This is a genomic window from Paractinoplanes ferrugineus, assembly GCF_016862195.1.
Lineage (GTDB): Bacteria > Actinomycetota > Actinomycetes > Mycobacteriales > Micromonosporaceae > Actinoplanes > Actinoplanes ferrugineus.
This window is the reverse complement of sequence record NZ_BOMM01000038.1, coordinates 15,778-35,629: the sequence shown is the minus strand read 5'-3', so window position 1 is coordinate 35,629 and position 19,852 is coordinate 15,778. Positions and strand designations below refer to the sequence as shown.

The following is a 19,852-nucleotide window of genomic DNA, read 5'->3' as shown; positions in this document are numbered from 1 at the left end:
CAGCGCCGAACTAGATCACAGCCCGCCCGTCCCGTCCGCCGTCTTCCGATCGGCAAGGATCGCGGGATGGGCTCCACTCTTTCCGAATGCCGGCCGCCGTGGGCATCGTCACCCGGACCGACGACCCGTGGGTGACTACCGAAGTGACCAGGCTGCAGGAGCGGGGCGGGTTGGTCGTACGGCTCGGCGGCCGGGAGTTGCACAGCCCGGCATCGCTTTTCCCGGCCTTCGCGCGTGACCTGTCGTTCCCCGGTTGTTCCGGCCACAACTGGGACGCGCTCGCGGATTGTCCGCATGACTGGCCGGAGCACCTTCGCCGACGCCTCCGCCGACCGAGACGTCAGTGCGGGGCTCGTCGGCGGCCGCCTGGTCGCTACCCTCGCAAGCCCCGATTGGCCGGGAAGCGCTTCCATCACGCTGACGGGCTGCGGGCGGACCGGAGGCCCAGCTCGGTGAACCGAGGGCGGAGACCAGCACCGCGACGGCGGGCCGGCGGTGGCCAGAGGTACTAGGCCGAGTCGGCTGGGGGTGGGAGGTGCGGGCGCGGTGGGGACGTCTGGCCGCGCCCGCACCTCAAGGAGTTTGGCCTTGGGGGGTTGGCCGAGTGGGTGGGTGCCGGCGCGAAAGGCGCGCTATGGGCTGCCGCCCGCTCGGGTCGCGGGCGGCAGCCGCCGTAGGCGGGGGGCCGGCTGGTGCGGTCGGGGGCCCCTGGATGCGTACGGTCAGAAGGTTCCGTTGGTGTTGCACTTCGCCTTTTGCACGATGCAGTCGCGCACCCGGTGGCCGAGGGCGGCGTTGTCCCAGGCGAAGAAGGCGTCGCCGTGCATGGAGCTGGCGTTGCCGGAGGCCAGTTCGAAGCCGGCGGCTGAGCCTGAGGTGGGGTAGCCGATCACGAAGGACAGGGACGGGATCGCCACCGGGTATTTGCCGCTGCAGACGCCCTTGGAGTCGGCCGGGCCCACGTGGGACTTGTGGTCGGGGCTGTCCAGGTGCACGCCGTCCCAGCAGTCGGGGAAGGTCAGCTGGAAGGTCAGCTCGGCGGTCTTGGCGCAGATCGGCCAGTTGCCGTCGGAGCTGCGGCCGGTTTCGCCGCCCACGCCGCCGCACCAGAACTGCCCGGGGGCGCCCTTGGGGGTGTCGACCTGACGCTTGGCGTCACCGACGATCATGCGGAAGCCCTGCGGGAACGGGACCGTCTTGGTGGTGTCGGCGAGGCGCGAGCCGTAGTAGACGGTCACGCCGTGGGGCTCGATGGCCTTGCCGTTCTCGTAGAGCGTGGGGATCCAGTAGGCGGATTGGTCCGCCGACGGCTTGCAGCTGGAGCCCGCGTTCTTCAGCAGGGTCTCGGTGGTGGTGCTCGCGTCGGTGCTGTCGTTACCGAGGAACGAGTGCATGTGGGACGCGCCGGGCAGGTTGGGGAAGACGATCGGGTCGTCGGTCTTCGAGTGGCTCACCGTGCAGGAGGCGTTGAACTCCGCCACCCGGACCGGGTCGTTGGTGATCGGGCGCGGGGTCATCGCCTTGAACTCGGCCAGCTGCGCCTGCCATTTCGCCTGGTCCACATCGACCCAGCCGGCGCCCGTCGCGGTCGTCGGCGCGGCCGTGGCCGGGACGACCGGCGTGGCCGAGGCTGAGGCCGAAGTTGCGGGGGTCGACGTCGGCGCGGCTCCCAGCGTGAACCAGTTGATGTTCACGAAGTCCGACTTCTGGCCGCTTTTCATCACTGCCACCAGCGACTGGGCGTCGGCGGGCGGTTGCTTGACGGTGGCTGACGCGGTGGTCCACTTCTGCCAGCCGCCGGTCTTCGTCACCGGGATCGAGGCCAGCAGGGCGCCGGTCGCCGAGCCGGCGCGCAGCTCGATCGTGCCGCCCGCGGTGTTGTCCGAGGCGATGCGGGCCTGGATCGTGGTGCCGACCCGCACGTTGTCGTAACGCAGCCAGTCGCCGCTCGCCAGCCAGCCGACGTTGCGGCCGCCGTCGGCGTCGCCGGTCTTCTCGGGCTGCGCACCCGACTGGGCGGAGTAGGCCTCGGCCTGGAGGCGGCCGGGAACGACGGTCTCGGCGGCGTCGGCGGTGGCGATGTAGACGCCACTGGCACCGAGGACCGCCACGACTGCGGAAGCGGCAATGACACGGCTGCGCCCACGGCGGGGCTCAGGGAGAACATGCAGAGGCATAAATCGCTACCTTTTCAATGACCGAGGGGGCTCGATTCAAAGGCAGTATGCCGAGGTGGAGACCTTCTTTCAATGCGTGGAGAAAGACTTATGAATTGCTCTTTCCGATGCCGCTGGTGGCCGCGACATCGACGTTGAATAACGCTTTTCCGGGCTCCCCGCCTTAAATCTTCGTTAAGTCTTGAGCAGGCGGCGGTGGGCTCGCCTGGCCTGCCGGGTGAGGGCTTCCTCGTCGGCGTTGACCAGTGCGCCGCGCTCGACCACCGGCTTGCCGCCGACCAGCGAGAGCTCGACAGTGGCCGGCGGGCCGAAGACCAGGGCCGCCCGCTTGTCGTCGATGCCTTCATGACCCAGCCCGTCGAGGCGCCACATCACGAGGTCGGCAAGCTTACCGCTCTCCAGGGAGCCGAGGTCGCCGTCGCGGCCCAGACAGCGCGCGCCGCCGATCGTGCCGAGCCGCAGCGCCTCGGCCGCGGTCATCGCCTTCGGCCCGCCGCGCTGACGGGCGGTGTAGAGCGCCTGCCGCAACTCCGACCCGAGATGGCTGACCTCCTGCGAGGCGGCACCGTCGACACCGAGACCGACCGGGACGCGATGGTCGATCAGCTCGCGCACCCGGGCCATGCCGGCGCCGAGGCGGGCGTTGGAACTCGGGCAGTGCGCCACGCCGGTGCCGGTCGCGCCGAGCTTGGCGATCGCCGAATCGTCGAGGTGCACGCCGTGGGCGAGCCACACGTCGTCGCCAAGCCAGCCGAGCCGTTCCGCGTATTCGACCGGGGTGCAGCCGAACCGCTCGCGGCAGAAGTCCTCCTCGTCGTCGGTCTCGGCCAGGTGGGTGTGCAGGCGGACGCCCTTGCGGCGGGCCAGCACGGCGGCCTCGCTCATCAACCGTTCCGTCACCGAGAACGGCGAACAGGGAGCGACCGCGATCTGCAGCATCGCGTCGGGCGACGGGTCGTGCCACCGGTCGATCGCCTTCTCGGTGGCGGCGAGCGCCTCGTCGGTGTCCTCGACGACGTTGTCGGGCGGCAGGCCGCCGTCCTTCTGGCTGAGGTCCATCGAACCGCGGGTCGGGTGGAAGCGGACGCCGATCCGGCGCGCCGCCTCGATCTCGGCCTCGAGCACGTCACCGCCGCCGCGCGGGAAGACGTAGTGGTGGTCCATGCTCGTCGTGCAGCCGGACAGGGCGAGCCAGCCGAGCCCGGCGCCCGCGGCGGCCCCGACGATCTCGGCGTCGAGCCGGCCCCAGATCGGGTAGAGAGTGGTCAGCCAACCGAACAGCGTCTCGTCGAGGGCGAGCCCGCGGGTCGCCCACTGGTAGAGATGATGATGGGTGTTGACCAGGCCGGGCGTGACGAGGCACCCGGTGCCGTCGACCCGCCGCACCGAGCGGTGGAACCGGCCGGCGTGACCGGCGCCGACCGCGACGATCCGCCCGTCGTCGCCGACCACCACGTGGCCGTCGGGGTGGTAGGTGTCGCTCGTGTCGACGGTCGCGACCGCGACGTTCTCGATGATGATCACAAATACCACTCCGCGAGAGCGGGGGGCGCGTCGTCGCGGACGACGGTGCCCTCGATCAGGCCGTAAGGGCGGTCGCCGGCGATGAACACCTCGTTGTCGTTCGCCATGTCGAACAGCGACAGATCAACCAGGTAGTGGTGCTTGTTGGGCAGCTCCAGCCGGATCTCGGCGATCTCGGGCCGCTGGTGCAGGGCATGGCTGCCCATCGAGAACAGCGTCTGCTGCAATGAATAGCTGTAGGTGTTGACGAACGCGGTGGTGACGGCCTCGAGCACGCCCGCGAAGGACTTCGCGAAGTCGGCGGTCGGCGACATGTGCCGCCACTTCGCGTCGACCGCCGTGGCCAGAATGCGGTCGGTGGTCTCGGGCAGCGTCGTGTAACGGTCGCGCGGGAAGCCGTGGAACTCCGACGCCGTCGAATTGAGCAGCACCAGGCCGGTGAGACCGGAGACCACCTGCGTCTGCTCGGCGGTCACCACCACCGAGGCCAGCCGGGTGCAGTCACCTTTGCGCTGGAACGAGTGCGGACCGAGCCGCTCCCAGCCGAACGATTCGATGCTCACCCGGGCCGACTCGATCTGGCCGTTGGTGGCCACGAAGTGCCGGGCCAGCAGCAGGGCGAACTCCTCGGGCTCGCCGACGCCGTGTTTCTTGGCGAACGCGTAGACCGTGTTCTTCATCGTGTCGGTCGGCAGAACACCCGAGTTGTCGCCGGTCAGGTGAGTCGCGGCCAGGTCACCGGAAAGCGCGATGCCGACGTTGAAGTCGGCCAGGGAGTGGGTGTCGCCGTCGCGGGACACGCGCACGAGCCGCGTCTCGGCCTTGCCGTAACGATTGGGTCCAAGAACGATCGCCACGGCGTCAGCTCCCTCGGTAGGTGGTGTAGCCATAACGGCTGAGCAGCAGCGGAACGTGATAGTTCCGCTCCGGGTCGCGGACATGGAACGCCACGGTGACCTCCGGGAAGAAGCCGTCGTCACCGAGGAAGGGCTCGACGTAGAAGAACAGGCGGTAACCGCCGGCCTGCCACTCGTGCATCGGAACGCGGTATCGCAGGCGGCCGTCCTCGTCGGTGCGACCCTCCGCGATCATGCGCCAGCCCTCGGAATCCCGGCGCTCCAGCCGGACATAGACGTCACGCGCCGGGTCGCCGGTGGCCGTGTCGAGGATGTGCGTCGAGATCTTCGCGTGGAATTCCGGCTCGGTGCCGTCGTCAGAGGGCATCGAGCACCCGCTCCAGTCGCAGCAGCGCGATCTTGCGCAACTCGTCCCGCACGACCATCCGCTCGGTCTCCTCGTCGTTGGCCAGCCGTTGACGCGCCGCGGCCAGGATCTCCTCCTGGCTGCGCCCGCTCGCGAAGATCAGGAAGACGTGGCCGAAGCGTTTCTCGTAAGCCCGGTTGGCCTCGACCAGCGCCGCCTTGGTGGACTCGTCGGCACTGCGCCCCGCTGCCGCCTGCTCACGCCGCGACCAGGCGGCCTCTTTCGAATCGCCGGCCGCCCGCTCACCGATGCGCGGATGGGCCGACAGGCCCACCAGCACGTCGGGCCAGGCCAGCTCACGAGCGGCCGCGTCAGCCACCGCGAGGATCTCCGATCGCTCCCGATAGGGACGTTTGGCGACCACGGTGGCACCCCAGGCGGGTGCCGCGCAGCAGGCGAGGAGTTCCTCCTCGAGGCGAACGGCCAGGAGCGAGTTGAAAGCATCCATCGGCAACCCCCTCCTGGTGTCGATCAGTCAAGCAGGCCGGATCACGCGGGTGCAGACCTTTGCGCAGGAATTCACAAACGCGTCCTTCGTTGCAACACACCCTGCCACGGGGGTCCGACAGTTTCCGGGCCTGAGTCAGGATGGTCCCGTGCTCATTTCCGACGAGGCTTTACCCGATCTGCCGATCCGGGCACTTCTGCCGGAAATTCGCGCGGCGCTTGCCGGCCACGGGGCATCGGTCCTGGTCGCACCGCCCGGCACCGGCAAAACCACGCTGGTCCCGCTCGCCCTGGCCGACGGGCCGGGCCGGGTGGTGGTCGCGGAGCCGCGCCGTCTCGCTGCGCGAGCCGCCGCCCGGCGGATGGCCTCCCTGCTGGGCGAGCCGGTCGGCGGCCAGATCGGATTTACGGTACGGGGTGAGCGCCGCGTCTCCCGCCGGACCCGGGTCGAGGTCGTCACGACCGGGGTCCTGGTCCGCCGCCTGCAACGGGACGCGGAACTGGCCGGTACGAGCGTGGTCGTCCTCGACGAGTGCCACGAACGGCACCTCGACACCGATCTCGCGCTCGCGTTCCTGATCGAGGTCCGGGCCGCGCTGCGCCCCGATCTGCGCCTGCTGGCCACCTCGGCCACCGCCGACTCACAGCGACTGTCCGCGGTGCTCGGCGGCGCGCCGACGGTGGCCGCCGCATCCCGCCTCTTCCCGGTCGACGTGCGGTGGACCCCGCCGACCGGCCCGATCACCCCGCCGCTCGGCCTGCGCGTGGACCCCCGACTGCTCGACCACGTGGTCGCGACAACCCGGCGCGCGCTCGCCGACGGCGACGGCGACGTACTCGTCTTCCTGCCCGGCGCCCGCGAGATCGACACCGTGGCCGGCCGGCTGGGCGGTGTCGACGCCGACGTGATCGCGCTCCACGGCCGCCAGCCCGGCTCCGTTCAGGACGCCGCACTCCGGCCGGCGGTCCGCCGCCGGGTCGTCCTGGCCACCGCCGTGGCGGAGAGCAGCCTGACCGTTCCCGGGGTACGAGCCGTGGTCGACGCCGGCCTGTCCCGAGTGCCCCGGATGGATCACGCCCGCGGACTGGGGGCCCTCGTGACCGTACCGGTGTCCCGCGCGGCCGCCGTCCAGCGAGCCGGCCGGGCCGGCCGGGAAGCCCCGGGACGCGTCTACCGGTGCTGGTCGCAAGCTCAGCACGACCGGCTCCCGGCCCAGCCCGAACCCGAGATAGCCGCCGCCGACCTCACCGGTTTCGCCCTCGACCTGGCACTGTGGGGCCACCCCGACGGCAGCGGCCTGGCCCTGCCCGACCCACCCCCCGGCGGTGCGCTGCAGACCGCCGTGGCCACCCTGCGCGACCTGGGCGCGGTCGACGACCAGGGACGCATCACGCCGCGCGGCCGAGCCCTGGCCGACGCCGGCCTGCACCCCCGCCTGGGCCGGGCCCTGCTGGACGGCGCCCACCTGGTCGGCCCCCGCCGGGCGGCCGAGATCATCGCCCTGCTGGACGACGACCGCGCCACCGGCGACGACCTGGTGGCGGCGTGGCGGCGGGCCCGCTCGGCCGGCGACCCGGCTTGGCGGTCCGAAGTACGCCGCTTGACCGCCGCCCTCGACCGCTCCCCCGACTCCGACTCCGACTCTTCGGAAATGTCCGAAGTGGATCTCTCAGAGGCGCCTTCGCGGGACGGGGTGCCTTCGCGGGACGGGGTGCCCGATGATCTGGCGGCTGGGCTTGTTGTCGGGTTGGCTTATCCGGAGCGGGTCGCTCGCGTACGGGAAGCTGGTGGGCGGTCCTATCTGATGGCCGGCGGCACCGCCGCCGACCTTGGCCCGGGCAGTGCTCTGGGCGGCGTCACCTGGCTGGCGATCGCCTCCGCCGACCGCACAGCGGGCGCCCGGACGGCGCGCATCCGGACCGCGGCGCCGCTCGACGAGGCGACCGCGCGGGAAGCCGCCGCGACCCTCCGGCACGAAGCCACCGAGATCGGCTGGGCGGACGGTGACGTGGTGGGCCGCCAGGTCCAGCGGCTGGGCGCGATCACGCTCACCGAACGTCGGATCACCGACCCGGCGCTCCTGCAACCGGCCCTGCTGGAGGGCCTACGCCGGGACGGGGTCGGGCTGCTGACCTGGTCACGCGGAGCGGTCGAGTTGCGCGAGCGGCTGGCTTTCGCGTACGCCGCCCTGGGCGCCCCGTGGCCGGACGTCGCCGACCAGGCCCTCGCCGAACGGGCCGAACAGTGGCTGGACCTGGGAACCGCACGGCGCCGCGCCGACCTGGCCAAACTCGACGTCGCCGCGGGCCTGCGACGCCTGCTCCCCTGGTCGGTGGCGGGCCGGCTGGACGAGGTGGCACCGGAGCGGTTGCCGGTGCCGAGCGGTTCGCGGGTCCGAGTGGACTATTCGGACGCCCAGGCCCCGGTGCTCGCGGTGAAGGTGCAGGAGGCGTTCGGCTGGACGGACGCGCCGCGACTGGCCGACGGCCGGGTGCCGGTGCTGCTGCATCTGCTGTCCCCGGCCGGCCGGCCGGTTGCGGTCACCCGGGATCTGGCATCTTTCTGGGCCCAGGGCTATCCACAGGTCCGGGCCGAGTTGCGCGGCCGCTACCCACGTCACCCGTGGCCCGAGGACCCGACCACCGCCGAGCCCACCCGCCGCACCAATCCCCGTTCGCGCTGACCACATCGCCCACCGGTCGCCGCATCTTCCTTGAGAAGGGGCCTCAGCCGCGCCGGAGACCCCTCTTTCCATGACGTTGCGCAACAGGAAGGAACAAATGCCCCTAAATGACCACGCGTATCGTGCCGGTGTCCCGCATTCTGACCACGCCTCCCGCCCAGCGGACTTGATCACGGCGAAGGCCGGACACCGAGTCACGTGATCACGCAAGAGAGCAGATCCGGAGCACCGGGCGCCGGCGGAACAGACGTAGCGAAGGCGTCAAGAAAGCTGGGGCAACGAGGACGGGCCCGGCTGGGCGGGGATCGCCGGGGAGGTGAGGCGGTGCAGAGGGGCCGGCTGGCCGTAAAGGTAGCCCTGCCCGAGTGGGCAGCCGAGGGCGGCCAGGGCGGCTGAGCGGGAGGGTGTCTCGATGCCTTCGGCGACGACGAGGACGTTCAGGGAGTCGCAGATGGCGACGATGGAGCGGCACAGGGCGCCGGCCCGCTCCGGGGCGGCGTCGACGTCGGTCAGGGTGGAGTCCAGTTTGACGATGTCGACGGGCAGCGAGTGCAGTTGGGCGAGGGCGTTGAAGCCGCTGCCGAAGTCGTCGAGGGCGATCCGCGGGCCGAGGGCGCGCAGCCGGGCGGCGGCGGCCGCGGCGGCGGGCAGGTCGCCGATGCGGTAGGTCTCGGTGATCTCGATGATCAGGCGGGACGGGGGCAGGGCGTGGCGCTTCAGGGCCGCCCGCACCGCCTCCTCGAGGCCGGGTTGGCCTAGGCGGCCGGCGGAGACGTTGACGTGTACGTCGATCGGGCGCCCGTAGATGATGGCCAGCGCCGCCGCGTCGGCACACGCCTGGTCGAGCACGAAGTCGTCGATCGCGGCGACCTGGCCGGTTCGTTCGGCGACCGTCACGAAGACTTCGGGATGGACCGGGCCGCCCGGGGCGGTCCAGCGGGCCAGGGCTTCGACCGCCACCGTCGTGCCGTCGTCGAGGCGGACGATCGGCTGGTAGTAGACCTCGAAACCGGACGCGGCCGGGCGACCGCCGTCGGCCAGTGCCTGGGCGAGCAGGTGGGGCAGGTCGGCGTCGGGGCCGCCGCCGGCGTACCGGGCGAGGGCTCCTTTGCCGCGTCGCTTGCTGGAGTACATCGCGGCGTCGGCGCGGCGCAGCAGCGTGTCGGCGGTCAGCGGCTCGCCCGGGTCGGGGACCACGAGGCCGATGCTGGCGCCGACCCGGATGCGGTGGCCGTCGATGAGGAACGGCTCGCGGAGGGCGGCCAGGATGCGGTGGCCCGTCGGTTCGGCGTCGGCGGGGTGGCGGTCGAGCACCACCGCGAACTCGTCGCCGCCGAGACGGGCCACCAGGTCGTCGTCGGCCACGCACGCCTGGAGCCGGTCGGCGATCGCGCGCAGCACCCGGTCGCCCATGGCGTGCCCGAAGCTGTCGTTGATGAGCTTGAAGTCGTCGAGGTCGGCGAAGAGCAGGGCGAGCGGCCGGTCGCGGTGGCGGTGCTCGTCGAGGGCCCGCACCAGGCGTTCGCGGAACAGCGCCCGGTTGGCGAGGCCGGTCAGCGGGTCGTGGTAGGCCTGGTGGTGCAGCTGCTGGCGGCCTTCGGAGATCCGCTCGAGCAGCACCGTGTTGTCGACGATGGTGAACATCTGCCGGGCCACCACCAGGCCGAGACCCATCCAGCCGAGGTACGCCTCGAACGGCGACAGCGGGTTGCCGGGGCCGGTGCTGAGCGCGATGACCACGCCGGTGGCGGTGACCGGCACGTACGGCAGCACCAGGTGCAGCCAGTCGCGGTAGAGCCCGGCCGGCGGCGCCCCGGTCTCGGGCGGGGGGCGGGAGACGGCGGCCAGCGCGAGGAAACCGCAACCGAACAGGTAACCCGACGCCTGCCACGGGCTCAGTGGGCCGTGGCCGAGGTTGATCAGGCGGAACGTGTCGCTGACCCCGAAGGCGAGCAGCGCCGTCCCGCCCAGCTGCAGCGGCTGCCGGGCGGCCGTCGAGCCGGGTCGCGTGGCGAGCAGGAGCACCACCATGGTCAACAGAAAAAGGTCACCGATGACGTACGCGGCCGCCGTGCCGATCGCCCCGGATGTCTGACCGGGCCGGTTGAGGACTCCGGCGGGGATCGCCGACCAGGCGAGGGCCAGCAGTGAGCCGGAGATCAGGACGCTGTCGAGGAGCAGCGCGATCTGGTGGCGCCGGGCCGACGTGGGCACCGGGCGGGGTTGACTGTAGGGCGCGTTGAGCAGGCCGAGCAGCAGGCACAGCGGGAGGATCAGGAAGCCGACGTCGGCGGCCGAGGTCATCGCCCGGCCGGGGTCCAGCAGGTCGAGGATCAGCCAGTAGACGCGCATGAGCGCCCAGCCACCCAGCCCGGCGGCGGCGAGCAGCCGCCATCTGCGCTGCACGCCCGAGCGCCTGTTCGCGGCCGCGATGCAGATCCACGCGGCCGCCGCCCCCGCCACTGTCTGCGCCACGTCGTCGTAGAGCCACGACCCCCGCGGCCCCACAAGTTCGCTGAACGCGACCGAACCCAGGACGAGCGCCAGCGTGACGAAGAGTCGCGCCGTCATCTGTCAGCCCCCTGATCCACGACCGGAGTAAAGTACCCCAGCTCAGGGAGAATGCCGAACCTCAGTCGGCGGCTGTCAGATCGGCGACAATCACCGTGATGTTGTCCGGCCCGCCACCGCGCAGCGCGAGGTCGATGAGGCGCTCGGCGCAGGATTTCGGGTCGGTGGCGGCGAGCATCTCCTGCTCGATGGTCTCGTTGCTGACCACCGCGGTGAGGCCGTCGCTGCACAGCAGCCAGCGGTCGCCCGGCTCGGGCTCGACGATCACGTAGGCCGGGCTGACCGGTTCGCCCTGCAGCACCCGGGTGACGACCGAGCGGCGCGGGTGACCGGCCGCCTCCTCGGGCTTGATCAGACCCTGGTCGACAAGCATCTGGACGTACGTGTCGTCCTTGGTGAGCTGGTTGAGCCGGCCCTCGCGCACCAGGTAGGCCCGGGAGTCACCGACGTGCGCCATCGCGGCCCGGGTGCCCGAGAAGATGACCGCGGTCAGCGTCGTGCCCATGCCCTGCAGCTCCGGCTCGGCGACGACCTGCTCGGCGATCTTCACGTTGGCCGCCTCGAGCGCCTTGTGCAACGCGTCCATCTGATTGTCGTTCTCGATGGGCACGTCGAGGCCGCTGACCGCCTCGATCGCGAGGCGGCTGGCCAGGTCACCGGCGGCCATGCCGCCCATGCCATCGGCAACGACGAGCAGATGGTCACCGGCGTAGTAACAGTCCTCGTTGTTGCTGCGGACATGTCCTTGGTCGGTGACTGCCGCCCACCGCAGGTGCAAGGTCATGGCGGGTAGCTTCCCAGATCGGCGCGAGCCTGTCTGCACGCGGGCGGCGGAGTGTCGCCGAAAAACGAGGGCAACCACGTTCAGAACGCGCTTCAGCTGGGGTTCAGTGGCCGCCCGAGGCATCGCGGATCGACCGAGTTGTCACGGTGCGTGGGGGCGATCCACGACAGCGCACTCTCCGAGGCCTGCCATCCGCGGATCGCGACGACGGTGTCCGGTGGTTCCACCGGCCGCGGGCACAGCGTCTTGGAGCGCACCTGATCGTTCGGGATGAAGAGCACGTCGCCGTCGCTCTGCAGGACGGTGGTGGAGGTGTCGTCGACCGCGATCAGCTGACCGCGCATCACCTCGAGCGGGCCGCCGGCCGGGCCCACCTCGACGGCGCTGTCCGGCAGCACCGGGGCGCTCAGGAAGATGACGCCGACGGCGAGAGGGGCGACGAGCGCGGCCGCGACGGCCGGCCAGTGCGTGACGAGCCGCGCCGACCAGGCCGGCACCGGGCCGGTGAGCAACGGCCCGAGCAGCGGCGGCACGCCGAGCAGCAGCGCCGTGGTGATCTCCCCGGTGCGCAGCGCGGCGACGATGCCGGGCCACACGAAGATCAGCACGATCGCTCCGGTGAGCACCGGCACGCCCACCGTGATCCAGAGCATCAGCCAGCGCTCGGTGCGGAACCGCAGGGTGCCGGTGACACCGAGGATCGAGACGATCAGCATGCCGAGGGCGGGCAGCAGGCGGAGCTGCCACGTGAAGGCGGCCATCATGGTGGCGAGCAGCACCACCCAGTCGGGCATGCGCAGCGCGGTGACCGCGAGCAGCGAGCGGCCGGCGTCGTCGGGAGCGCTGACGAGCAGCACCCCGCCGAGTGCCCGCAGCACCAGGATCGCGGCCGGCACGGTCCAGATCAGCGTGATGAACAGCGCACTGATCATGCCGAGCGGGCTGATGTACTGCACCAGCAGCAGCATCGTGGGCAGGTCCTGCTGGCTCAGGTACCACAACCGCAGCACGAGCAGCACCAGCGGGAACGCCGGCAGTACGGTGAGCAGCCAGTTGAGTTGGGCGCGCCGGCGGCGGGGCGGGATCGCCCCGCCCTTGACGAAGATGTCGGTCATGGGAAGACGTCCTCCCACGGCAGGTCGCGTACGTCCGGCTTGGTCACCGGGGGCTGGTTGGCGACCGCGATCGGGGTGTCCTTGTTCTGCTCGACCTCGACCTGGAGGTTGCTCTGGAAGGCCTTCTCCCAGCGATCGTCCTTGGGATCCTTCAGCGAGCGGTAGAGGGTGAGGTTCACCAGCTTCTTCAGCGCCTGGTTCTCGCCGACGTTGACACCCCACTTCTCGGTGGCGTCGTAGCCGAGGTCCCAGTGCTTGAACTCGTTGGGATAGCGCGCCTTGTAGCCGGCCAGGATGGCGGCGTCGGTGCTGACCGCCTCGACCCGGTGCTCGCGCATGTCGGTGATGCACTCGCTGATCCGGTTCTTGCGGTGCACGTGCGCGCCGGCCTTCTCCAGACCGGTCAGGCTGGTCGCGGTGGACAGCGAGCACACTTCCTTCTTGGCCAGGTCCTCGAAGGTGGCGACGGCCGGGTGGTCGGTGAGCGTCAGCACCGACTGCTCGGTGTAGAGGTACGGGCCGGCGAAGACCACGCCCGCTTCCATCCGCTCCTTGGTGATGCTGTAGCTGGCGATCACCAGGTTGACCGCCACCCGCTTGTTGCGATCGACGACGTCGTACGCCTGCATGCGGGCCCGGTCCTCGCTCTCCATCCCGAAGAACTTGACCTCGTCGCGCCGGAAGCCGAGGTCCTCGCCGATCATGTAGGCGGTGTCGACGTCGAAGCCGCTCCACATCTTCTTGACGGAGTCGTAGTAGGCGATCCCGGGCTGGTCGTCCTTGACCCCGACGAGCAGCTCCGTCCAGCCGTCCACGCCGGACTCGGCCCGCAGCTGAGCCACCGACGGCGGCCCGCCGACGAAGACCCGCACCATGGCCAGGGCCAGCGCGAGCACGAGGGCGAGCCCGAGCCCGGCCAGCCGGAACGCGGCCAGGTTGAACCGGGGCGGCGGATCGGCGAGCGGTTCCGGGTCGGGTGGGGGAAGCCGCCGGTCGGCGGCCTCCCGCTCGGCGATGTCCTGCACCGCGATGTCTTCCGCGGTGCCGTCCGGGCCGGGCGTCCGCCGTCGCAACGGCCACGCGAAGCGCTCGCTCATCGGCCCATCGTGCCGCACCGCGGAAAGCCCGCACTAGCGGGCGGCGACCACCACCGCACTCTCGGCGGGCAGCTCCACCCGATCGCGTTGCAGAATGACGCCCGGCTCGGTGGCGAGCAGCACCTTGGTGGGCACCGAACGCAGGCTGACGGTCTGCGGCGAGGCGGCCAGGTTGGCCGCGACGACGCAGTTGCCGCGCTTGATCACGACGTACTGATCGCCGTGCCAGACCTCGACCTTGGACAGCCACGGGTCGGAGAGCTCGGTACGGCTGCGGCGCAGGGCGATGAGCCGCTGGTAAAGATCGAGGATCTCGGCGTGGCCCGCTTTGCCCAGCTCCGCCCAGTCGAGTTTGGAGCGTTCGAAGGTGGCCCGGTCCTGCGGGTCGGGCACCTCCATCTCGGCCCAGCCGTGCGCCGCGAACTCGCGCCGGCGACCGTTGCGCACCGCGTCGGCCAGTTCCGGCTCGGGGTGGCTGGTGAAGAACTGCCAGGGGCTGCTGGCCGCCCACTCCTCGCCCATGAACAGCATCGGGGTGAACGGGCCGGTGAGCAGCAGGGTGGCGCCGACCTTGAGCAGACCGGGCGACAGCAGCGCGGAGAGCCGGTCGCCGACCGCCCGGTTGCCGATCTGGTCGTGGTTCTGCAGGAACGCGACGAACCGGTGGCCCGGGGTGAGTTGCCGGTTGACCGGCCGCCCGTGGATCCGCTGACGGAAGCTCGACCAGGTGCCGGCGTGGAAGAACGCCCCTTCCAGCACGGTCTGCAGGCAGTCGAGCGAGCCGAAGTCGCCGTAGTAGCCCTGCCGCTCGCCGGTGAGCAGGGTGTGCAGCGCGTGGTGGATGTCGTCGTCCCACTGGGCGTGCAGGCCGTAGCCACCGGCCTCGCGCGGGGTGATCAGCTTGGGGTCGTTGAGGTCGGACTCGGCGATCAGCGACAGCGGCCGGCCCAGGTGCGCGGAGAGCGACTCGACCTCGACCGCGAGCTGTTCGAGCAGGTTGACCGCGGAGTGGTCGACGAGGGCGTGCACGGCGTCGAGCCGCAGCGCGTCCAGGTGGTAGTCGCGCAGCCACATCAGCACGCTGTCGGCGATGTAACGGCGCACCTCACCGGCGTACGGCCCGTCGAGGTTCACCGAGTCGCCCCAGGGGTTGGAGCCGTGCGACGACAGGTAGGGCGCGAACATCGGGGCGTAGGCGCCGCTCGGCCCGAAGTGGTTGTAGACGACGTCGAGCACGACCCCGAGGCCGCGCGCGTGGCAGGCGTCGACGAACCGCTTCAGGCCGTCGGGGCCGCCGTACGCCTCGTGCGGGGCATACCAGCAGACGCCGTCGTAACCCCAGTTGTACTCGCCGTTGAAGGCGTTGACCGGCAGCAGCTCGACCAGGTCCACGCCGAGCTCGACGAGGTAGTCCAGCCGGGCGATGGCCGCGTCGAACGTGCCGTCCGGGGTGAACGTGCCGATGTGCATCTCGTAGAGCACCGCGCCGGGAAGCTGCCGGCCGGTCCACGACTGGTCGGTCCAGGCGAACGCCGACTGGTCGTAGACCCGGCTGGCGCCGTGCACGCCGTCCGGCTGCCACCGCGAGCGCGGGTCGGGCAGGGGCGTCTTGGCCTCCGGCAGCACGTACGCGTAATCCGACCCCGGCCCGGCGGACGGCACGTCGCACCGCCACCACCCGTCGTCGCCGCGTTCCATCTCGTGGTTCTCGCCCGCCACCACCAGGCGGACGGTCTTCTCCGGGGCCCAGACTTCGAAGAGTGTCATTGTTCTTTCACCAGCAGAGCGACGGGATAGGTGCGGAGCAGTTCGGCCACCGCCAGGCGGTTCCCGCCGTAGCTCGTGTTCGTGAACACTTCCGTCCAGCTGTGGCCGTCGAGTGACAGGGTGGTGTCGCCCCAGCCGCCGTGACGTGACAATCCGACCGGCAGACGGGTGGCCACGGTCACCGCTCCGCCCCGGTCGAAGGCCAGCACGTGCTCACCGCAGTGGCCGCCGGCGTAGACCGGGCGGTACTCGGTGAACAGTTCCGGCCGCTGCCGGCGCAGCCGCAGGGCGCGGCTGGTGACGAGCAGTTTGGCGGCGCCGCTCTCGTCGATCTCGGGCTGCCAGCCGTCGTCGATGCGGCCGAGCAGCGCCCGGCGCTCGGCGAAGTCGACCGGGCGGCGGTTGTCCGGGTCGACCAGGGAGAGGTCCCACAGTTCGGTGCCCTGGTAGACGTCGGGCACGCCGGGCATGGTCAGCTGCACGGCCTTCTGGCCGAGCGCGTTGGACCAGCCGGGCCGGGTGATCGAGGCGGCGAAATCGGCGACCTCCCGGTTGAGGGCCGGGTCGTCGTAGATCTTGTCGACCATCTCGCGGAGCAGGTTCTCGAAGCGCTCGTCCGGGTGGTACCACGAGGTCGCGGTGGCGGCCTCCCGGGCGCTCTTCACCGCGTACGCGAGCAGTCTCTCCCGCGAGATCGGCCACGCACCCACCGCGGCCTGCCAGATCAGATGGGCCAGCGCCGGGTCCGGGAGCGGAGCGATCCGGACCCACCGGCGCACCACCTCGGTCCAGTCGCCCGGCACCTCGGCCAGCACCGCGAGCCGGGCCCGGACGTCCTCGCTGCGCTTGGTGTCATGGGTGGAAAGCGCGGTCATCGACTCGGGCCACGCCCGTCCGCGCTGGCCGGCGCACTCGTGGAACTCGTCCGGGGTGACCCCGAACTTGGCCGGGTCGTTGCCGACCTCGTTGCGCGCGGTGAAGCGGGTCCAGCGGTAGAACGCGGTGTCCTCGACGCCCTTGGCCATCACCGCGCCGGTGTACTGCTGGAAGCGCCGGGCGAGCTCGTCGGCGGGGTCCCGCAGCCGGCCGGTGAGCTGGTCGAGCACGCCGATCAGCTGCGGCCGGCGGCGGCCCGCCTCGGCCCGCGCCTTGGCCAGGTGCCGGGCACCGAACGGCAGGTAGGAGCGGTAGACCGGGAAGCAGGCGGCGAGTTCGGCGAGGGCCTTGGGGGCGGCGTCCAACTCCGGTACGAGCCGGGCCAGGCGCGCCAGCTCGGCGGCGAGAAGGTTGCTCGCGGCCCCCAGCTTGGCCTCGTGCACCTGGTCCTGGAAAGAGGTCGAGGCCCCGGTGAGGTGCTGCTGGAGGGTGTCGAAGAACGCCTCCGTGCCGGGGTCGACGAAGACGCCGCAGACCTCGGCGAGCGCGTCGTAACCGGTGGTGCCGGCGATCGGCCAGGCGGGCATGTCCTCGCCCGGTTCGAGGATCTTCTCGACCACCAGCCAGGCGTCCGGGGCGGCCGCGCGCAGCCGGTCGAAGTAGGCACCGGGGTCGCGCAGGCCGTCCGGGTGGTCGACCCGGATGCCGTCGACGATGCCCTCGCGGACCCAGCGCAGGATCTCGGCGTGGGTGGCGTCGAAGACGGCCGGGTCCTCCACCCGCAGGCCGGCCAGGTCGGTGATGGAGAAGAAGCGGCGGTAGTTGAGCTCGGTGTCGCCGCGGGTCCAGTCGACCAGCTCGTAGTGCTGCCGGTCGTGGACCTCCCGCGGGGTGCCCTCGCCGGTTCCCTCGGCGATCGGGTAGCGCTTGTCGTAGTAGCGCAGCTCGCCGTCCTCGACGCGGAGCTGGTCCAGTTCGTCGGCCCCGCTGCCCAGCACCGGCAGCAGTACCCGGCCCCGCGACCAGTCGATGTCGTAGAAGGCCGCGAATTCCGACTTCTGCCCCTTGGCGAGGACGTCCCACCAGGTCGGGTTCACCGAGGCGTCACCGACGCCCGCGTGGTTGGGGACGATGTCGACGACGAAGCCCAGACCCGCCTGCTTGAGCGCGTCGGACAGGGCCCGCAGCGCTTGCGGGCCACCGAGCTCGGGGTTCACCGCTCGATGGTCGACGACGTCGTAACCGTGCTCGGAGCCCGGCGTCGCGGTCAGGATCGGTGCCGTGTAGAGGTGCGACACCCCCAGATCGGCCAGGTAGTCGGTTATCTCGGCGGTGGCGGACAGCGGGAATTCGGGTCGGACCTGAACTCGATAGGTTCCCGAAGGGGACATCAGACCGTCCTGTCCAGCACGATGAGGGACCGGTCCGGCACCACGATCATGTTGCCGGCCTCGACGACCGACGGGCGATCCGGTGACGGTTCGGCCGTTTCGATGACTCTCTCCCACTTCTCGCCGTACTCGGCGGGAGGCGTGGAGAACTCGATAGCTGCGTCGTGGGCGTTGAAGAACAGCAGGAACGACGAGTCCACGTGCCGCTGGCCGTACTGGCCGCGCTCACGAATGCCTTCCCCGTTGACGAACAACGCCACTGCCCGCCCGAAGTCATTACCCCAGTCGTCGCCGACCATGCGCCGTCCGTCCGGGGTGAACCATTCGAGGTCGGGCAGCGGGTCGCCGCCGCCCCGCGCGGTGACCGGCAGCCCGGTGAAGAAGCGGCGCCGCTGGAACACCTGGTGGCGGTGGCGGAACGCGGTGAGCTTGCGGGTGAACTCGAGAAGCGTCTCGTCGGCGTCGCCCCAGTCGATCCAGGCGAGCTCGTTGTCCTGGCAGTAGGCGTTGTTGTTGCCCTGCTGGGTGCGGCCCAGTTCGTCGCCGTGCGAGATCATCGGCACGCCCTGCGAGAGCATCAGGGTGGCCAGGAAGTTGCGCCGCTGCCGGGCCCGCAGCTCGAGGACCTGCTTGTCGTCGGTCGGTCCCTCGGTGCCGCAGTTCCACGACCGGTTGTGGCTCTCGCCGTCCCGGTTCTCCTCGCCGTTGGCCTCGTTGTGCTTGTCGTTGTAGGAGACCAGGTCGTCGAGGGTGAAACCGTCGTGCGCGGTGACGAAGTTGATCGAGTGGAACGGCTTGCGGCCGTCGTCCTGGTAGAGGTCGGCCGAGCCGGTGATCCGGGAGGCGAACTCGGCGAGAGTGGCCGGTTCGCCACGCCAGAAGTCACGCACCGTGTCGCGGTACTTGCCGTTCCACTCGGTCCAGTTCGGCGGGAAGTTGCCGACCTGGTAGCCGCCGGGGCCGACGTCCCACGGCTCGGCGATCAGCTTCACCTGGCCGACCACCGGGTCCTGCTGGACCACCTCGAAGAAGGTGGAGAGCCGGTCGACGTCGTAGAACTCGCGGGCCAGGGTCGAGGCGAGGTCGAAGCGGAAGCCGTCGACGTGCATCTCGGTCACCCAGTACCGCAACGAGTCCATGATCAGCTGGAGACTCTGCGGGCTGCGTACGTTGAGGCTGTTCCCGGTGCCGGTGTAATCCATGTAGAACTGCGGCTGGTCGTCGACGAGCCGGTAGTACGTCCGGTTGTCGATGCCCTTCAGCGACAGCGTCGGGCCCAGGTGGTTGCCCTCGGCCGTGTGGTTGTAGACGACGTCGAGGATGACTTCCATGCCGGCCTTGTGCAGCGCCTTGACCATGCCGCGGAACTCCTGGGTCTGCTGGCCCAGCGTGCCGGTCGACGAGTAGCCCTGATAGGGCGCGAAGAAGCCGAGCGTGTTGTAGCCCCAGTAGTTGCGCAGGCCGAGGTCGTAGAGGCGGTTGTCGTGCACGAACTGGTGCACCGGCATCAGCTCGACCGCGGTCACGCCGAGGCTCTTCAGGTGCTCGATGATCGCCGGGTGGCCGAGCGCCGAGTAGGTGCCGCGCATGTCCTTGGGGATCTCGGGGTGCTGCATCGTCAAGCCCTTGACGTGCGTCTCGTAGATCACCGAGTGGTGGTACGGGATGTCCGGCCGGCGGTCGTTGCCCCAGTCGAAGTACGGGTTCACCACCACGCCCTTGCACATGTAGGGCGCCGAGTCGAGGTCTGACATCTGATCCGGGTTGTCCAGGTCGTACGCGTACAGCGACGGGTGCCAGTCGATGTCGGCGTCGACGGCCCGTGCGTACGGGTCGAGGAGCAGCTTGTGCGGGTTGTAGCGAAGTCCGCGATCCGGCTCGTAGGGCCCGTACACGCGGTAGCCGTACCGCTGCCCCGGCTCGACCCCCGGCAGGTAGGCGTGCCAGACGAACGCGTCCTGCTCGTGCAGCTGAACCTTGCGTTCGTTTCCGGACGGGTCGAACAGACACAGCTCGACCGCCTCGGCCCCCTCGGAGAAGATCGCGAAGTTCGTGCCCGTGCCGTCGTACGTGGCGCCCAGCGGGTACCGGTGACCAGGCCAAACTTGCATTTCTTGTTCCACCCCTCCACCGGCGCACGGGCGAGCGGGGTCATG

General features: G+C 70.6%; 14 protein-coding genes. 2 read left to right on the top strand and 12 right to left on the bottom strand.

Going from position 1 to position 19,852, the window contains the following annotated elements; all coding sequences use genetic code 11:
• Window positions 1–86 precede the first annotated feature (86 nt).
• Window positions 87–512, top strand: a complete 426-nt coding sequence (locus tag Afe05nite_RS44935) for a barstar family protein (protein ID WP_203818714.1) — start codon at window positions 87–89, stop codon at window positions 510–512.
• A gap of 210 nt (window positions 513–722) precedes the next feature.
• Here Afe05nite_RS44935 and Afe05nite_RS20235 read toward each other — a convergent pair whose 3' ends face one another.
• From Afe05nite_RS20235 to uraD, 5 genes are all read right to left on the bottom strand, one after another.
• Entirely contained in the window at window positions 723–2,111 is a 1,389-nt protein-coding gene (locus Afe05nite_RS20235) for a DUF1996 domain-containing protein (protein ID WP_239118017.1), read from the bottom strand.
• 240 nt (window positions 2,112–2,351) lie between these two features.
• Window positions 2,352–3,701, bottom strand: a complete 1,350-nt coding sequence (locus Afe05nite_RS20230) for an 8-oxoguanine deaminase (RefSeq protein WP_203818712.1) — start codon at window positions 3,699–3,701, stop codon at window positions 2,352–2,354.
• Window positions 3,698–4,558, bottom strand: a complete 861-nt coding sequence (pucL, locus tag Afe05nite_RS20225) for a factor-independent urate hydroxylase (RefSeq protein WP_203818711.1) — start codon at window positions 4,556–4,558, stop codon at window positions 3,698–3,700. Before pucL ends, Afe05nite_RS20230 begins: the two co-directional genes overlap by 4 nt.
• 4 nt (window positions 4,559–4,562) lie before the next feature.
• Window positions 4,563–4,925, bottom strand: coding sequence for a hydroxyisourate hydrolase (uraH, locus tag Afe05nite_RS20220; RefSeq protein ID WP_203818710.1), 363 nt, complete (start codon window positions 4,923–4,925; stop codon window positions 4,563–4,565).
• Window positions 4,915–5,412 carry a 2-oxo-4-hydroxy-4-carboxy-5-ureidoimidazoline decarboxylase gene (gene uraD / locus Afe05nite_RS20215; RefSeq protein WP_203818709.1) on the bottom strand — a complete coding sequence of 166 codons (498 nt, stop codon included), beginning with the start codon at window positions 5,410–5,412 and terminating at the stop codon, window positions 4,915–4,917. Before uraD ends, uraH begins: the two co-directional genes overlap by 11 nt.
• Before the next feature lie 154 nt (window positions 5,413–5,566).
• On the opposite strand from uraD, the gene hrpB reads away from it, so the two are divergent.
• Window positions 5,567–8,095, top strand: a complete 2,529-nt coding sequence (gene hrpB, locus Afe05nite_RS20210; RefSeq protein ID WP_438868562.1) for an ATP-dependent helicase HrpB — start codon at window positions 5,567–5,569, stop codon at window positions 8,093–8,095.
• A gap of 261 nt (window positions 8,096–8,356) precedes the next feature.
• Here hrpB and Afe05nite_RS20205 read toward each other — a convergent pair whose 3' ends face one another.
• From Afe05nite_RS20205 to glgX, 7 genes are all read right to left on the bottom strand, one after another.
• Window positions 8,357–10,666: a putative bifunctional diguanylate cyclase/phosphodiesterase gene (locus Afe05nite_RS20205; RefSeq protein WP_203818707.1), complete on the bottom strand. Its 2,310-nt coding sequence runs from the start codon at window positions 10,664–10,666 to the stop codon at window positions 8,357–8,359.
• A 61-nt stretch (window positions 10,667–10,727) separates the two neighbouring features.
• Entirely contained in the window at window positions 10,728–11,450 is a 723-nt protein-coding gene (locus Afe05nite_RS20200) for a PP2C family protein-serine/threonine phosphatase (protein ID WP_203818706.1), read from the bottom strand.
• A gap of 92 nt (window positions 11,451–11,542) precedes the next feature.
• On the bottom strand, window positions 11,543–12,565 hold the full coding sequence (locus Afe05nite_RS20195; protein ID WP_203818705.1) for a hypothetical protein: 1,023 nt from the start codon (window positions 12,563–12,565) through the stop codon (window positions 11,543–11,545).
• Complete coding sequence (locus tag Afe05nite_RS20190; RefSeq protein ID WP_239118016.1) at window positions 12,562–13,662, bottom strand: transporter substrate-binding domain-containing protein; 1,101 nt, start codon at window positions 13,660–13,662, stop codon at window positions 12,562–12,564. Before Afe05nite_RS20190 ends, Afe05nite_RS20195 begins: the two co-directional genes overlap by 4 nt.
• 33 nt (window positions 13,663–13,695) lie before the next feature.
• Window positions 13,696–15,429 (bottom strand): malto-oligosyltrehalose trehalohydrolase, encoded by a 1,734-nt coding sequence (gene treZ, locus Afe05nite_RS20185; RefSeq protein WP_203818703.1) that lies wholly within the window; start codon window positions 15,427–15,429, stop codon window positions 13,696–13,698.
• Window positions 15,426–17,696 carry a malto-oligosyltrehalose synthase gene (treY, locus tag Afe05nite_RS20180; protein ID WP_203818702.1) on the bottom strand — a complete coding sequence of 757 codons (2,271 nt, stop codon included), beginning with the start codon at window positions 17,694–17,696 and terminating at the stop codon, window positions 15,426–15,428. The genes treZ and treY overlap by 4 nt, the downstream gene beginning before the upstream one ends.
• Complete coding sequence (gene glgX / locus Afe05nite_RS20175; protein ID WP_203818701.1) at window positions 17,696–19,807, bottom strand: glycogen debranching protein GlgX; 2,112 nt, start codon at window positions 19,805–19,807, stop codon at window positions 17,696–17,698. Before glgX ends, treY begins: the two co-directional genes overlap by 1 nt.
• Window positions 19,808–19,852 lie beyond the last annotated feature (45 nt).

Bases quoted from the DNA above. Each gene is read 5' to 3' on its own strand.
- Afe05nite_RS44935 (WP_203818714.1), top strand. From the start codon at position 87: ATGCCGGCCGCCGTGGGCATCGTCACCCGGACCGACGACCCGTGGGTG.
- uraH (WP_203818710.1), bottom strand. From the start codon at position 4,925: ATGCCCTCTGACGACGGCACCGAGCCGGAATTCCACGCGAAGATCTCG.
- uraD (WP_203818709.1), bottom strand. From the start codon at position 5,412: ATGGATGCTTTCAACTCGCTCCTGGCCGTTCGCCTCGAGGAGGAACTC.
- Afe05nite_RS20205 (WP_203818707.1), bottom strand. From the start codon at position 10,666: ATGACGGCGCGACTCTTCGTCACGCTGGCGCTCGTCCTGGGTTCGGTC.
- Afe05nite_RS20200 (WP_203818706.1), bottom strand. From the start codon at position 11,450: ATGACCTTGCACCTGCGGTGGGCGGCAGTCACCGACCAAGGACATGTC.
- Afe05nite_RS20195 (WP_203818705.1), bottom strand. From the start codon at position 12,565: ATGACCGACATCTTCGTCAAGGGCGGGGCGATCCCGCCCCGCCGCCGG.
- Afe05nite_RS20190 (WP_239118016.1), bottom strand. From the start codon at position 13,662: ATGAGCGAGCGCTTCGCGTGGCCGTTGCGACGGCGGACGCCCGGCCCG.
- treZ (WP_203818703.1), bottom strand. From the start codon at position 15,429: ATGACACTCTTCGAAGTCTGGGCCCCGGAGAAGACCGTCCGCCTGGTG.
- treY (WP_203818702.1), bottom strand. From the start codon at position 17,696: ATGTCCCCTTCGGGAACCTATCGAGTTCAGGTCCGACCCGAATTCCCG.
- glgX (WP_203818701.1), bottom strand. From the start codon at position 19,807: ATGCAAGTTTGGCCTGGTCACCGGTACCCGCTGGGCGCCACGTACGAC.